We start from the raw sequence: 15,014 nt of genomic DNA on the forward strand, positions 1-15,014 counted from the left end.
TAATGAAGAAATAGCACAAAATTTTTAACTTCACGAATAAGAGAACTACTTTCAAAGTAGATACATTTGCAAACACCAAAGGCAGGCTTTTTTAAAGCTTTTATTTTTTATGAACAGAAAATGCTCAATGATGGCAAAATGGTTGATTCTTGTTGTACTCATTTTTTTCAGTAATAATATTGTAAAAGCACAGCAGAACCATCTGGAAATAATGGGAACAGGCTCTTCGGTTTATTTGGAACATGTGGTAACGCCGAAAGAAAATTTTTATAGTGTAGGAAGAATGTATAATGTTAATCCAAAAGAGCTTGCGGCTTACAATCATCTTCATTTTGCTACAGGCCTTGCCATTGGCCAGACTATAAAAATTCCGCTTAATAAAAATAATTTCACCCAGGTGAAAACTACACATGCGGGGCAGGCTCTTGTTCCTTTGTATCATACGGTTTTAGCAGGTGAAACACTTTACAGGCTTGGCGTCAATTACAACAAAGTGCCTTTGTCCACCTTAAAAAAATGGAACAACCTTTCTTCTGATGAATTAAGCGCCGGGCAATCCCTGATTATCGGATTCTTAAAAGTGGATAAAAACCAGTCGGCTCTTGCAAACGGCGAGTCGGTTCCTGCCGTGGCATCTGCTCCCGTTGCTCCGCCTTCCAACAATGCGGAACCGGTACCAGCGAATAAAGAAAACACAATTTCGCCTTCTTCAAATAATGTCCAACAAGAACCGGCAAAAACAGAACCCGCAACGAACAGTCATCCTCCGCTTACCATCACCCCTGCCAATACACAGGCGCAGGACAATCCTACTTCAACTGATTATTTTAAAAATTTGTACGAACAACAAACCGCCGGTAATATTATTACTGATAAAAAAGGAATGGCAGGTATTTTTAAATCTACAAGCGGCTGGCAGGACGCAAAATATTACTGCTTCAGCAATGATGCCGCTGCGGGAAAAGTAATTAAAATTACCAATGGCGCCACAGGCAAAAGCGTATATGCAAAAGTGCTTGATGTAATTCCTGATATTTCTCAAAATAACGGGCTGGTAATCGTAATCAGCAATTCCGCTGCTGATAAGTTGGGCGCTGGTGATGGTAATTTTAGTTGCACAGTGTCGTTTGCTAAAAATTAATAACTGGTTTTGCAAAGGCAGTAAACTAACAAATAATAACAAAAATTCTTTTCTGAATATGCTTTAAAATGAACACAGAAATAAAGGTTTTATGAATCCTAATTATTTCTTATTTCTTTATGTTTTCCTTTATTTTTTATAAATAGTATTTTATTTTTACTAAAAAAATTACGCGATGCAATTAACAAATAGAAACCCTGATAATATTACAAATATTTCGTACGTGCCCATTGGCGAACAGGTTCGTACGCGCTCTTTTATCGCCAATGTTTTTTTATGGATGTTCGTAGCACTGGGCGTTTCAGCATTCATAGCCTGGCAATTTTCAATTAATGAACAATGGATGAGCTACCTGGTTTCTCCGCTTGGCGGCCTTACCGGTCTGGGAACAATAACCTTGTTTGCGCCGCTGGCTTTTGTACTCATCATGTCGTTTGCCTACCAGCGCCTTTCAGCGACCGCATTGACAGCTTTGTTTATGGCGTATGCAGTCATCAATGGTATTACATTCAGCTTTATTCTTCTCGCTTTCACACCCGGCTCTGTTTTGGGATGTTTCCTTTCGGCTTCTGCCATGTTTGGCATAATGGCTGTGATGGGCTATACCACCAACCAGGATCTTACCAAGTTTGGACGCATTTTAATGATGGGTGTAATTGGCGTTTTGATTGCGATGGTTATAAATTACTTTTTACACAGCAGCCAGTTGGATTATATCATCAGCATTATTGGCGTAATGGTGTTCACGGCTTTGACTGCATATGATGTTCAAAAATTAAAAAGAATCGGACAAGGGCTGGAATATAACGGCGACGCTGTTTCCGCACATGATGTAAAGAAAATGTCTATCCTCGGCGCTCTTACTTTATACCTTGATTTTATAAATATCTTTCTTTTCCTGCTGAGAATGTTTGGTGGCAGAAGAGATTAATATTTCATAAGAATATAAAAAGAAAGACGGTTTTTGAGCCGTCTTTTTTTATGCAAAAAATTGAAATCGCAACAAACTAAACTGATGCTAATGTGCGGTTATACCGGTTTCTATAACTTATGGGCGATAATCCTGTAAAGCGCTTGAATGTATTTCTGAACGCTTTTGCATCGGTATAACCTACATTGTACATCACTTCATTTACATTGTCGCCGCTGGTTTCAAACCTATACTTGGCCGCTTCCACCTTCACTCTTTGCATATACTCGATAATTGAATTAGAGGTAGCTTTTTTAAAGCGGCGTTCAAGATTTCTTCTCCCGATTGATAAAAAGTTTGCCAGCTTTTCTACAGAAATCTTTTCCTGCACATTCTTTTCAATAAACTCCTGCGCCTGTTTGATGTATTCGTCTTTATGATCTTTTTGTCCTTTAAAAATAATAAATGGCGACTGACTTTGCCTGTCCAAATCTACCTGGAAGTTTTTAGAACAATGGATGGCTATTTCCCTCCCTGCATATTTTCCAATAAGGTAAAGAACCAGGTTGGCAGAGGAGAAAGCGCCGCCGCTGGTATAGATTCCATTTTCATCAGTAATAATTTTTTCGGTAACAAGGTTTACATCCGGGTGAAGCTTTTTAAATTCATTTGCCGCTCTCCAATGAGTGGAACAGCTTTTCCCATCCAGCAAACCCGTGGCAGCCAGCAAAAACGCCCCAACGCAAAGGCTTGCCAGCTCGGCGCCCCTTTTATACTGGTTGATAAGCCATGGAACTAAATCAGCATTCATTTCCACTGCCTGTGATATATCCCCTTCCAGTGCCGGAATTATAATTAAGTCTGCATTATTCACCTCTTTTAACCGGATATCTGTATGAATAGTGTAAGTGCCGTTTGAAACTTTTATTTCATTTGAACTGCCGGCAATTTGCACGTTAAAAAGAGGATCCATTTTCTTTTCCGCCAGGTAATGATTGACACTTAAAAATGCGCGCCTTGGATTATCAATACTTCCAAGGTTGCTATTGGGAGTTGCCAGGATGATAATTTGTTTCATTGTGAAATATTTGAACGTCAAAACTAATAAAATAATCTGTCGCATTATGCCCCGAGATTGGCGTATTTGCACCCCAAAAATATTCACGGGGGATAGTAGGTTTGCTTTTCACTAAGGCTTTGATATGGATATGCAGCCTCTCAACATTGCCAGACAGGCCAGCAAAGTTGATTCATATCGAGCTATTTTCTGGTAAAATTTAAAAAGAAAATTATGTTTACAACTTCAAGAATATTCAGCAGCTTCTCAACCGATGACATACAAAAGGCCAGAAATTTTTATTCAGAAATCCTGAATATTGAAGTAAAGGATAGCGACATGGGCCCAATAGAATTGCATTTTGGAGATGGTGTTCACACTATCATCTATCCCAAACCTGATCATGCTCCGGCCACGTTTACCGTTTTAAATTTCACTGTAAATAATATCGATGAAGCTGTAGATAGCCTCATTGAAAAAGGAATCACTTTTGAGCAATATGATGAGCCAATCAAAACCGATGAAAAGGGAATCTGCAGAAGTGACGGCAAAGGACCAAATATAGCCTGGTTCAAAGATTCGGCTGGGAACATTTTGTCTGTGATTGAAGAAAAAGAATAAACGCGCAGGCGAAAAATCATCACTGCAGTAAACAAACTTTTAACCAGGATTATTATTTTATGAAGAAAGCGATAACCGTTGAAACGACTATAAAATCGACGATAGAAAATGTTTGGAAACTTTGGACAACACCTGAAGATATTATGCAATGGAACAATCCTTCGGAAAAATGGCATTCACTGAAAGTTGAAAACAATTTGAAAGATGGAGGAAATTTTTTATTCAGAATGGAGACAAAAGATGGCGCGGAAGGCTTTGATTTCTCCGGCAAATATGACAAAGTGATATTGCATAAACTAATTGAATACACCTTAGATGATGGAAGAAAGACAATTAATGAATTCGCTCAAACTGGAAACAGTGTAACCATCACTGAAACTTTTGAGCCGGAAGCAACAACACCTCGGGATGTTCAAAAAGAATTTTGCCAGGGAGTCTTGAACAATTTTAAAAAATATGTAGAAAAATAAATTGTTGAAAAGTAAATTGATATTTCATGAATACTAAAAGTATATGGGCAAACTTCTGTGTAGAAGATTTAGAAAGGACCACTAAATTTTATACGGAGTTAGGATTTAAATCTAACGGAGTGTCTGAGGAATTAACAAGCTTCTTTTTTGGTGAAAATAATTTTGTAATTCATTTCTTTTTAAAAGATGTACTGAAATCGAATATTAAAGGAGAAATAGCCGACGCTAAATATGGAAATGAAATCATTTTCACTCTCTGGGCCGATAGCAAAGAGGAAGTTAACAATTGGCAAAAGGAGGTGGAAAAGGCAGGTGGAAAAATTGTTTCGGGCGCTGAGGAATTTGGCAAAGGTTATTATGGTTTTGTTTTTACTGATCCTGATGGCCATAAATTCAATGTGTTTCATATGTAAAGGAATCGATAAAGCAAAGAACGTAAATCTTCCATCTTGCTTTGGAAAAATAACGAAAGAACAGGCGGTTACTTTGTGTAAAAACACCGCGTTTATCATCTAAGGCAATTCGCAAATAAAATTTCATCTAAAAGAAAAAAATAAAAATTATGAAAGAGGAAATAAAAACCGCAATAGAAAACACCACCGGCGAATTAACCGGATTAATTTCATCCGTAAACGAAGAACAGTTTAATGAAATACCTTTTGAAGGAAGCTGGAGTGTGGCGCAGGTTTGCGACCATTTATTAAAATCTTATGGATTGGTAGATGCATTGAAATCCGGCCCCGTCAGGCAGGCTGAAAGATTGCCCGGCAAAGAAATTGAACTGATAAAAAAAATCTTTCTTGATTTTAATTCGAAATACATTTCAGCAGAAACACTTCTGCCAACTGATGAGCCAATAGAAAAAGAAAGATTATTAAAGGCCTTGCAAAAAAGAATCGCCCAGATTGAAGAAGTTATTCAAGCAAAAGATTTGACCGAAATCTGCGTGGGCATTCCTTTTAAAGGCATCGGTGAATTGACAAGATTGGAATGGCTCTACGTTATTGTATATCATACGCAACGGCATATTCGCCAGGCGAAATCCATTGAAAAGTTACTTAACTCCCAACTCGCATAATTATATTTCACATTTAAAATAAAAACAATGAAAGCAGTAAATCCTTATTTAAATTTCAACGGTAACACTGAAGAAGCCTTCAATTTTTACAAATCCGTTTTTGGCGGTGAATTCAGAATGATAATGCGCATGAAAGATGCACAAGGCATGCCTGTTCCGGCGGGCCAGGAAGAAAAGATAATGCATATCGCACTGCCGTTGAATAATGGAACCGTGTTAATGGCCAGCGATAATTGTAACGACGAATCTTTTAAACAGGGGAATAATTTTTATATCTCGATTCATGCAGACAGCGTGGATGAAGGTCAGAAATTATTTGATGCGCTGGCGGAAGGCGGCCAGGTAGGCCAGCCGTACAAAAAGCAATTCTGGGGCGACTGGCATGGTAACCTTACCGATAAGTTTGGTGTAAACTGGATGCTTAATTATTCTGAAAATCAATAATAAATGTTATGGCATTAGCAACGCTAAAATCCGTGAATGACGCATCTTTGGTGACTTCAAAAACCAAAATAATTTACTGGATTTCTACAGGGATATTATCTCTTTGGGAAATATCGGGCGCATTTTTTATGAACAGCCAGATGGCAATTGACGGAATGCATCATTTACAATTGCCCGATTGGTTCAGATGGGAAGTGAGTATTGGCCATCTTATTGGCGGAATATTACTCATCACTCCTTTACATAAAAGAATTAAAGAATGGATATATGTAGCGTTTGGGATTGATTTTATATCAGCCATTATCGCTTACCTGGCGATTGATGGAATTTCCGCAAATGCCTTTTCACCGCTTATTGTCTTGTTTCTTTTAATCGTTTCGTATATCTATTATCACAAATTGATTAAGTTAAAAGATGGTAGAAGTTTTTAAAACGGATGTATACGAAGAAGAAAAATCACTGGCCATAGTGGAAACACTTCTTCAGTATTTCCCCGACAATGAAATAAATTTTGACCTGCAGGATTGCGACAAAATTCTAAGGATAGAAGGTGAAAATGTTTTGTCGGAAAGAATTAAGGAATTATTGAACGAAGCGGGATACCGGTGCGAAGTATTGGATTAAATTTTACAACTATCAATTACTGCAGAATTTCAAGAACCAGCGGATGTAATTTCTGCATCCATTTATAATATTGTTCGGGTGATGGATGGAGTCCATCCCGCGCTATCAGGGAAGGCTCGTATTCAGCATCGCGCGATATTGCGGTTATATCTACATAGGTAGCTCCTGCCTTTTCAGCAATAACTTTGTTGGCTGCGTTAAAAAGATCTATCTGCCGGGCAATCTCGTCTTTCTCAAATTGGCTACCAAAAGGTGTGACACCGTAATCAGGGATTGAAAGCACAAAAACGTGGGTCGATTTGCCGCCCGTATAAGAAATAGCAAGATTTAATAATTCGCTGAATTGAACTTTGTATTCATCAATTTGCCTTCCCTGGTATTGATTGTTTACACCAATGAGCAGCGTCACAAATGAATAATCTTTTAGTGGTGAATTAGTTTGCAATGAATTTAATAAATCCGCTGTAGTCCACCCGCTAACCGCTATAATATCAGGTGAAGCGATATTTATATGATCGTTTTTCAGAAGGCTTGTTAACTGCTCAGGAAAAGATTCCCCCGCCGCTACGGATGCGCCAATGGTGTAGGAATCACCAAGCGCTAAATACGTCTTTTTAACCGTATCAATTTGATGAGCAGCATCTGAAATAATTGAATCTTTACCAGCACCATTTACATTAAAAACTTCCTTCTCCTTTGTGCAGGACATGACCAGGAACACGGAAAAAATAAAAGCTGCCGCTTTGCGGAAAAGCAGATGATATTTATCTTTTAATTTCAAAATATTGCGAGTGTACAATATTTACGAAATTATTGATTACAGGGATTACTTATACAGAATATCGTAATATTCTTCTACCATACGGTTGCTGTCAAAAGTAAATTCTACATCCCTCATGCCATTTTTCACTACCTGCCTCCAGGTATCGAAATCATTATAATATAACGGCAGAATATCATTTTCAAGAATCTCATAAATTTTGTTCAAATCGTAGTTATCCTGTTCTTCCACTGTCATGTTCATATAATCGGCTGAGGGAACAACAAACCCGTTATTTCCATTGTTGATAAATTCCCGAATCCAGCCATCATTCGTGCTCAGGTTAACTGCTCCATTCATAGCTGCGGTCATTCCACTGGTACCGCTTGCTTCTCTTGGAACTCTTGGATTGTTTAACCATACGTCTGCAGCCTGCTTTAGCCTTTTGCTTAATGTAATTTCATAACCGGTGCACACGGCGACATTGCTGTATTTTTTGCTGAGATTTACCAGGTGGTTAAAATCATTTATGGCCGGAAAGTCAAGAGGATATGGCTTGCCTGCCCAAATCACCTGCACGGGATATCTCTTATCATTCAATAAAGCCTCAAACCTTGTTAAATCCCTTGTCAACAATTCTGCTCTCTTGTAGCCTGCAAATCTTCTAGCCCAAACTATAGTCAGAACATTCGGATCCATCAATTTGCCAGTCTGATCAGCTACGATATCCAGCGCTCTTTTTTTCAAATGCCTTTTCCTGTCATCAAACCAATCATCATTATGTTCTTCCCGTGCACGATACAATTGTTTGTCGGCCCAAAAGTTTTTGTTTTGAGCATTGGTAATGGCTTTAATTTCACAAACCCCTTCATATTTATACCACATTTGGCGGCTTACCTCTCCATGCAATTGAGAAACACCATTTGCCAAATGCGCAAAACGTAGCGCTGCCAGTGAATGATTAAAAAGATCGTCGGTCATTCCGGTAATTTGCCGAACCTCGTCAAGGGGCATGCCGCAGAAATAGCTCATTTTTTCACACAGATAAATGTCGTGCTTTTCATTACCTGCTTCTTCCGGCGTATGAGTGGTAAATACTAACCGTTTTTTCACTTCATCCACGCTGCCGAACTTTTTCATTAAATAAAAAGCAGCGCTAACACTGTGGGCTTCGTTTAAATGATAGAGGTCAGGATTATAGTTCATGATATCCAGCAGCTTTGCTCCCCCTATTCCCAGCAAAATAAACTGCGCTATTTTTGTGGCAGTATTGCCATCATACAGACGATGAGTTATCGTTTGTGAAACATAATCATTTTCAGGAAGGTCAGTGCTCAGCAGAAATAACGGAGCCGAATTAAATGTTCTCGGATTAACGTATAAAACCTTCACCCAAACAGGATGATCGTGAATGTCAATTTGGTATTTAATACCGGTATCTTCCAGGAAATTATAAATTTTTTCTATCCAAACCACCTTGAGTGTCTGATCAATGTTACGTGCCTGATCATAATAGCCTTCCTTCCAAAGAATGCCGATGCCGATAAGATTCTGATGTAGTTCGTAAGCGCTTCTTAAATGCGATCCTGCCAAAAAGCCGAGCCCGCCGCTATAAATTTTCAGAGGCTGGTCAATTGCAAATTCCATAGAGAAATACGCAACTTTCTTTTTATACCGTTCGTTAATTTCATAGGGAATAACATAATTTTCAAAACTCATAATGGTGCTTAATATTTACTGAGGGCGCAAATATAAACGTAAAAAGTAAGAATTTAATTGTATCACGGGCGCTTCCTGCAAATTTTACACACATTCAATCAACCTTCGGAAACGGATACTTTAATAAAAAAGATACGATGAAGCAATGAATTCAATAAAAATGTTCAATTCTTTATTTGTTGCTGATTAAGGCTGTGGCTTCTATTTCAATTAAGAGTTCGTTATTAATAAGCTTGCTCACTTGCACCATAGTAGTAGCCGGTTTTATATCTTTAAAGAATTGAGAATGTGCACGAGCTGCCTTTTCCCATTCAGCAATATCGGTGACGAACATCCTTGTTCTGATAACATCTTCCATGCTGCTACCTGCCTGCTCTAAAACTTTCTTTATTTTTTCTAGAATGAAAACAGTTTGCGCGTACAAATCGCCTTTCCCGATAATTTTGTCGCCATCAGACGCAGTGGTTCCGGATATTTCAATAACATTGCCCACCCGGACTGCCCGCGAATAGCCTACAATATTTTCCCACGGAGCGCCTGAGCTAAAAAGTTCTCGTGAATTGAACATACAATAATTTAAGATTTACATTTTTAATGAAATCCCCTGGCCGGGATTTGTTTTTATTTTTTGCATTTCATGCGTGATTTTCTGATTCCATTCTAATTGCTTTGCAGTATCCATGCTGTTTTTAGTTTCGCGGTCATATTGATTTTGTAAAGCAATCTGCTCCTGGTATACTTTATCAAAAATCGAATTTAATAAAGTTTTATAATTGGTCTTTGTAAAATGCGCTTTGCGGATTTCATCTACCACCTTTGCGGCGCCAAGCCGCGTAATATCAAAGTGATGTTGTTCATGTTGAAGGTGATAGGCTGAATGAGCAGAAGGCTTTTTCCATGAATTATTTTTTGTAAAAAAAGTGTACACACCTACGGTAATTTCGATTTTATCCTCATCGATGCTCGCAGAAGATTTGTAAGAAAAGCCTGAGGCCGTCATAGCGCCCCAGGGAGCATTCGCAGGCACCTTACCCTGGAAGTCAGCCCAGGTAAGCGGCCTGTTGAAATCATAGTAAATAGTATCTCCGGATGGAGGAGATGTATAATCTTCCATAAAAACATGCACTGTAATTTTTTGAGCAAATGATGGAGATGACAACGCAAAAAGAGAAAGAAATATAAACAGGAATTTTTGTTGAATCATTATTGCTTATCTAAGAATTTAACCGGTAACGAATTTCAGTTTTTAATTATTAAGGAATGGTTAATCAACTTGTTTTTAACACTGAATTAAACAGATTACAATCAAAATAAAAACAAGGTTATTTGCTGCTTTACTGGGTCGCTATCTTTTTTTGAGAAACAATTCTACTCCCTGCGCTATAGCTTCCATAGATTGATTGTTCATACATTTAAAATGGCCGCGTGGGCATTTTTCATATCCTGTTTTTGAACACGGGCGGCAGGGTAAATGGTTCACTTCAAACACTTCGTAATTTGTCTGGTAAGGATACATCCCAAACTCAGGGACAGTATTTCCCCAAACCGAAACCGTATTCTTTTTAAAAGCAGCAGCGATATGCATTAAACCGGTGTCATGGCTGATTACCAAAGTGGATTTACGAACAATATCAGCAGATTCGTTTAGCGAAAATTTTCCGCAGGCATTGTAAACTTTTATCGGATCCTGTTCTGCAATTTTTTCGCCATTTAAAAAATCTTCCTTACCGCCCAACAATACAATCGGAAAATTTAATATGCGCACCAACTCCTGCAATTTTTCTACGGGCAATCTTTTCGTATTGTGTGCTGCTCCGATGGCAATTGCCACAAATCCCTGTGAATGGGAAAACGGAATATCGCCTTCTTTGATTTCATCTTCTTTCGGAATAAAATAATCAAGGCCCAGGTTATCATTATTTACTCCCAAATGCGTGACAGTAGCCATATAGCGGTCAACTATATGAACATCAGGCATCACATGAATTTTAAAATTGGTCAGCAACCACTTTTCAATATTGAGTTTATTGAAGGAATAAAACGGCACAAATGACAGTGCAGTTTTTATCCGCATCGTCCGCAGGTTGTGGTGCAAATCAATGATACCGTCATATTTTTCTTCTTTAATTTCCTCAATTGTTTTTGACAAATCATCATCAAGCATTAAAACCTTATCGATGTAAGGATTCGGCAATACAATTGCTGCAAACTTTTTTTTGGTGAGATAATGAATGGCAGCACCGGGAAATTTTTTTTTGAGATTTCGGATTACAGGCGTTGTGAGTACAATATCGCCAATTGATGAAAAACGAATGATGAGGTACTTTCCAGCAGGATTAGGCAGTTCCGGCTTTCGAAAAATTTTATTATAAAATGTTTTGATGCTCAAAAACTATTCATTTTTAAAAAATGCACGCAATCTAAAAATCACAGTAAACAAATAAATTACCGGATTTTTTAATCTGCAAACGCTTTAGGCTTTTTCTTTCCTGATAAAACTTTATATACTACCGGAAACGTTGTAATCACTACGATCCCGACGACAATTACTTCCAGGTGTTCTTTTAAATCAAAATCAAATTCCTTTTCAACGAATTTTTGCAGGAAGTGTCCTCCGAGCAACATACTACCCACCCAAAGAAAACAGCCTAAAAAATTATAAAACGAAAACTTCTTTTTGTCCATTTTTACAATTCCTGCCACAATAGGTGCGAACGTTCTAACGAAGGGAATAAACCGTGCAATGATGATAGCGCCGCCACCATTTTTTTCATAAAATTCATGGGCCTGCACCAGGTATTTTTTCTTGAAAAAGAAAGAATCTTTTCTTTCATATAAAAAAGGCCCGCTTTTATACCCAAACCAATATCCAACAAAATTCCCGATAATGCCTGCTACCATTATCAGCAGCCACAACACCAAAAGATCTACCCACTCATTATTTGAATGAAAGAGCGCTGCAGAAACAATGCTTTGGCTATAAATTCCTGTTACAAACAGCAATGCGTCTCCTGGCAAAAAAAAACCGGCAAACAGTCCCGTTTCCGCAAAAACAATAAATAAAATCATCCACAAGCCGCCATGTTCTATATAAAATTGGGGGTTTAAGACGTCTTTAAAAGTAATGCCGATAATCTCTAATAAGGCCACAACAGGATTTTTATTTTTGTGAATATTTTTTTCTGCGATAAAGAAACAACAAAAATCTTTAACAGAAACAGAAATTGCTAATCAGGTACAAAAGCCAAAGCCTTCTCCTGGTCAAATTCACCTTCCCATTTAGCTATTACACAACTCGCCAATGTATTGCCTATCACGTTAACCGATGTGCGGGCCATATCCATCAATTCATCAATGCCCAGGATGGCCATCACAGGCCAATAGGGCAGTCCAAAAGAAGAAACCGTTCCGAGCAAAATGACAAGCGATGCACGCGGTACGCCTGCCACACCTTTGCTGGTGAGCATGAGTGTAAGGCCCATTACCAACTGTGCGCCAAAGCTCATGTGCATTCCCGCGGCCTGCGCTACAAATACGCTGGCAAGGGAAAGATAAAGCGTGGTGCCATCAAGGTTGAATGTATAACCGGTAGGTAAAACAAATGAAACAATTTTTTGAGGCACGCCAAACTTTTCCATATTTTCCATAGCAACGGGCAGCGCCGATTCGGAGCTGGTAGTGGCAAAAGCAATGGCTACCGGTTCTGACACAGCTTTAATAAATTGCCTTATTGGAATCTTCAAAAAATACGCTATTGAAAATAAAACCACTCCTACAAATACCAGGAGTGAAGCATACAGGGTTAGCAACAATTTTACAAGAGAAAACAGAATATCAAGACCAAGATGCCCAACGGTTACCGCAATTGCAGCGCCGACACCGAAAGGCGCGAAATGCATAATGATGTTAGTGAACTTAAACATGGTTTCAGCAAGGCTTTCTGAAAAAAGCAGCATTGGTTTTCTTTTTTGCTCCTTTACCATTGCCAGGCCCAAACCGAAAATGATGCTGAAAACAACAATAGGCAATACATCGCCATTATAAATTGACTTAATAATATTTTCAGGAAAAATATGCAATATCACATCCTGCCACGTTTGAGGAACCGTTGGTGGCAACTCTTCATGAAAACCAGGCGGGATGTGAATTCCAACGCCGGCCTGGGAAATATTGATGGCAATAAGCCCAATTATGAGTGCGCAGGTGGTTACCACTTCAAAATACACTATTGACTTCCACCCCATTCTTCCGACCTGTTTCAAATCTGAATGTCCGGCAATGCCCACCACAAGTGTAGAAAAAAGTATAGGTGCAATAATTGTTTTTACCAGGCGCAAAAATATCTGGCTCAGAAATCTTAAATTTTTTGCCACCTCAGGAAAATCCAATCCTATCTCAACTCCGACGGCCATGCTGACTAATATCCAGGTGGTGAGCGACTTTTTGTAAAATGCAAAAAGGATCAGCGATGCAATAAATACCCATCGTAATACTCTTAAAAAAAGCGGAGAAAGGCTATTGAATTGATAGATATCGATAAGATGAAAAATAGCAGCTACAGTAAGGGTAATAAAAACAAGAAGAATACTTTTTCTTTTATTCATAAAGAAGATTGAGCGGTCATGCCCAAAAATAGCGAATTGGACGAAATGTGCATTTTATGCAACAATTTAATTATAAACAGAATATGTTTCAGTAATGAACAATTTAGCATGGTTTCTGTTATATAAGCCATGTGTTTATCAGGAATAATTAAAACTCCTTTTCAACAAAATCCAGTTGATGTCCTTTTATTTAAACACGATTTTTTTTATCATCAAAAATTTAAAGCTATGTTGAAAAAGCATCAAATACTCTATTATTTAAAGTATTCTATTCCGGCTGCAATTCTATACCTGATTACTGTAGTCATCTTCCTTTCAAAAGATAATTACACACAAACGTGGGTTTTATATCTTGGTAACATTTTATTTTCCGTTGTCATAGTTTTTTTCGTGGTTCGGTTCGCAAACAGGCGGGGCCGGAATGCCAATACGAGAATAGCAATTTCTGCGGCTATATTCACCACTATCATCGGCACGATATTGTGCTTGCTGTCTATCTTTATAGTCCTTGCTATAATGAAGCCTGCAGGTTATGCTGATGTAATAAATACGGCAAGCGAATTGGCCAAGCCCGCACCGGCACTGGAAGGTAATGGCCATGCATTGATGTTCATTCTTTTTATGAATGCATTTTTGGGAAATATGGGATTTGGATCTTTTGTTTCGGCGATGCTTCCTAACATGCTTAAAACAGACCAGTCGGGAGAAACTGCTATTATCAATCCGGAGAAAGCCTGACAATAGTTATAAGGAATTCAAAAGAAGCAAAACGAATTAATTTTTTAAAGCTACTATCCGCAGCCTTTTGTAATCGGCAAACCATTTGCCATTGCGGAAGTTTGACGATTTTAATTGTTGTTCCACCTCTTTTAAAATCTGGCTTACTTCGTTATCGGGAATATTTTCTAGATAGCTACGCCCAAACATGCGAAGCCAGTTGATAATTCCATGGCTATCTTTTAACTCTGTTTCGCGATCAAAATGGCTGGCAAAAATTACTCGAAAACCGTTTGCTTCCAGCAAAGAAGCATATTCTGACAAAGAAGGGAAATACCATGTTTGTATTTGTGATTGTTTGATAAATCCATGTCTTGCTAATCCACCTTTCAGCGCATCAATAATTTTTCCCACATTTCCTTTTCCGCCCAGCTCTGCTACAAAACGACCCCCAGGTTTTAAACATTCATAAACCAGTTTCACCACTTTTTCTTTTTCGGAAATCCAGTGCAGCGCTGCGTTTGAAAACACTGCGTCAAATTTTTTATTAAAAGAAAAGCTGGCAGCAGATTGTATTTCGAAATCTATCGATGGAAATTTTTGCCTTGCAGCTTCTATCATTTCTTTTGAGCTGTCAATACCGGTAACATGTGCGCCTTTGCCGCTTATTTTATCTGCAAGATCACCCGTTCCGCACCCGAGATCGAGAATTTCTTCTCCAGGTTTCGGATTAAGAATCTCAATTAAATCTTCTCCGTACTTTGATACAAAATCATGTTTGTGATCGTATAAACCAGAATCCCATCTCATAAATTTATTATTTCTTAATGGTGCGAAATATTTTCTAACAGTAACCAGATAAATAAGTC

The 15,014-nt window shown here is 38.3% G+C and carries 19 protein-coding genes; 10 read left to right on the plus strand and 9 right to left on the minus strand.

Annotated features, from left to right (window positions below; genetic code table 11):
* The first annotated feature begins 109 nt into the window (after positions 1 to 109).
* Together EFY79_RS17520 and EFY79_RS17525 are read left to right on the plus strand one after the other, a co-directional pair.
* Positions 110 to 1,141 (plus strand): LysM peptidoglycan-binding domain-containing protein, encoded by a 1,032-nt coding sequence (locus EFY79_RS17520; RefSeq protein ID WP_123122044.1) that lies wholly within the window; start codon positions 110 to 112, stop codon positions 1,139 to 1,141.
* A 175-nt stretch (positions 1,142 to 1,316) separates the two neighbouring features.
* Complete coding sequence (locus tag EFY79_RS17525; protein ID WP_123122045.1) at positions 1,317 to 2,072, plus strand: Bax inhibitor-1/YccA family protein; 756 nt, start codon at positions 1,317 to 1,319, stop codon at positions 2,070 to 2,072.
* Between the two features lie 76 nt (positions 2,073 to 2,148).
* On the opposite strand, the gene EFY79_RS17530 is transcribed toward EFY79_RS17525, so the two are convergent.
* Positions 2,149 to 3,129 carry a GlxA family transcriptional regulator gene (locus EFY79_RS17530; protein ID WP_123122046.1) on the minus strand — a complete coding sequence of 327 codons (981 nt, stop codon included), beginning with the start codon at positions 3,127 to 3,129 and terminating at the stop codon, positions 2,149 to 2,151.
* A 213-nt stretch (positions 3,130 to 3,342) separates the two neighbouring features.
* Here EFY79_RS17530 and EFY79_RS17535 point away from each other — a divergent pair, with 213 nt between their 5' ends.
* The 7 genes from EFY79_RS17535 (at position 3,343) to EFY79_RS17565 (ending at position 6,345) form a co-directional block, all read left to right on the plus strand.
* Complete coding sequence (locus EFY79_RS17535; protein ID WP_123122047.1) at positions 3,343 to 3,729, plus strand: VOC family protein; 387 nt, start codon at positions 3,343 to 3,345, stop codon at positions 3,727 to 3,729.
* 59 nt (positions 3,730 to 3,788) lie between these two features.
* A complete protein-coding gene (locus EFY79_RS17540) occupies positions 3,789 to 4,199 on the plus strand; it encodes an SRPBCC domain-containing protein (protein WP_123122048.1) in 411 nt (136 codons plus the stop codon).
* A 26-nt stretch (positions 4,200 to 4,225) separates the two neighbouring features.
* Positions 4,226 to 4,612 (plus strand): VOC family protein, encoded by a 387-nt coding sequence (locus EFY79_RS17545; RefSeq protein ID WP_123122049.1) that lies wholly within the window; start codon positions 4,226 to 4,228, stop codon positions 4,610 to 4,612.
* Positions 4,613 to 4,761: 149 nt separating this feature from the next.
* Entirely contained in the window at positions 4,762 to 5,277 is a 516-nt protein-coding gene (locus tag EFY79_RS17550; RefSeq protein ID WP_123122050.1) for a DinB family protein, read from the plus strand.
* 27 nt (positions 5,278 to 5,304) lie between these two features.
* Positions 5,305 to 5,721, plus strand: a complete 417-nt coding sequence (locus EFY79_RS17555; protein WP_123122051.1) for a VOC family protein — start codon at positions 5,305 to 5,307, stop codon at positions 5,719 to 5,721.
* An 8-nt stretch (positions 5,722 to 5,729) separates the two neighbouring features.
* Entirely contained in the window at positions 5,730 to 6,152 is a 423-nt protein-coding gene (locus EFY79_RS17560; RefSeq protein ID WP_123122052.1) for a DoxX family protein, read from the plus strand.
* Entirely contained in the window at positions 6,136 to 6,345 is a 210-nt protein-coding gene (locus tag EFY79_RS17565) for a hypothetical protein (RefSeq protein ID WP_123122053.1), read from the plus strand. The genes EFY79_RS17560 and EFY79_RS17565 overlap by 17 nt, the downstream gene beginning before the upstream one ends.
* A 16-nt stretch (positions 6,346 to 6,361) precedes the next feature.
* Here the strand turns inward: EFY79_RS17565 and EFY79_RS17570 are convergent, their stop codons facing one another.
* The 7 genes from EFY79_RS17570 to EFY79_RS17600 form a co-directional block, all read right to left on the minus strand.
* Positions 6,362 to 7,126, minus strand: coding sequence for an SGNH/GDSL hydrolase family protein (locus tag EFY79_RS17570; protein WP_199727570.1), 765 nt, complete (start codon positions 7,124 to 7,126; stop codon positions 6,362 to 6,364).
* A 45-nt stretch (positions 7,127 to 7,171) separates the two neighbouring features.
* Positions 7,172 to 8,824 carry an alpha-glucan family phosphorylase gene (gene glgP / locus EFY79_RS17575; protein WP_123122054.1) on the minus strand — a complete coding sequence of 551 codons (1,653 nt, stop codon included), beginning with the start codon at positions 8,822 to 8,824 and terminating at the stop codon, positions 7,172 to 7,174.
* A 172-nt stretch (positions 8,825 to 8,996) separates the two neighbouring features.
* Entirely contained in the window at positions 8,997 to 9,392 is a 396-nt protein-coding gene (locus tag EFY79_RS17580) for a RidA family protein (protein WP_123122055.1), read from the minus strand.
* Between the two features lie 15 nt (positions 9,393 to 9,407).
* Positions 9,408 to 10,028, minus strand: a complete 621-nt coding sequence (locus EFY79_RS17585; protein WP_123122056.1) for a DUF922 domain-containing protein — start codon at positions 10,026 to 10,028, stop codon at positions 9,408 to 9,410.
* 141 nt (positions 10,029 to 10,169) lie between these two features.
* Positions 10,170 to 11,213, minus strand: coding sequence for a glycosyltransferase family 9 protein (locus tag EFY79_RS17590; RefSeq protein ID WP_233578044.1), 1,044 nt, complete (start codon positions 11,211 to 11,213; stop codon positions 10,170 to 10,172).
* 68 nt (positions 11,214 to 11,281) lie between these two features.
* Positions 11,282 to 11,974 (minus strand): DedA family protein, encoded by a 693-nt coding sequence (locus EFY79_RS17595; protein ID WP_233578045.1) that lies wholly within the window; start codon positions 11,972 to 11,974, stop codon positions 11,282 to 11,284.
* A gap of 77 nt (positions 11,975 to 12,051) precedes the next feature.
* On the minus strand, positions 12,052 to 13,428 hold the full coding sequence (locus EFY79_RS17600) for a dicarboxylate/amino acid:cation symporter (RefSeq protein ID WP_123122058.1): 1,377 nt from the start codon (positions 13,426 to 13,428) through the stop codon (positions 12,052 to 12,054).
* A gap of 228 nt (positions 13,429 to 13,656) precedes the next feature.
* Here EFY79_RS17600 and EFY79_RS17605 point away from each other — a divergent pair, with 228 nt between their 5' ends.
* Positions 13,657 to 14,166: a hypothetical protein gene (locus EFY79_RS17605; RefSeq protein ID WP_148041963.1), complete on the plus strand. Its 510-nt coding sequence runs from the start codon at positions 13,657 to 13,659 to the stop codon at positions 14,164 to 14,166.
* 36 nt (positions 14,167 to 14,202) lie between these two features.
* On the opposite strand, the gene EFY79_RS17610 is transcribed toward EFY79_RS17605, so the two are convergent.
* Complete coding sequence (locus EFY79_RS17610; protein WP_123122060.1) at positions 14,203 to 14,955, minus strand: class I SAM-dependent methyltransferase; 753 nt, start codon at positions 14,953 to 14,955, stop codon at positions 14,203 to 14,205.
* Positions 14,956 to 15,014: the final 59 nt, after the last annotated feature.

The sequence above is a fragment of the Hanamia caeni genome (assembly GCF_003721595.1).
GTDB classification, from domain to species: Bacteria; Bacteroidota; Bacteroidia; order Chitinophagales; family Chitinophagaceae; genus Ginsengibacter; species Ginsengibacter caeni.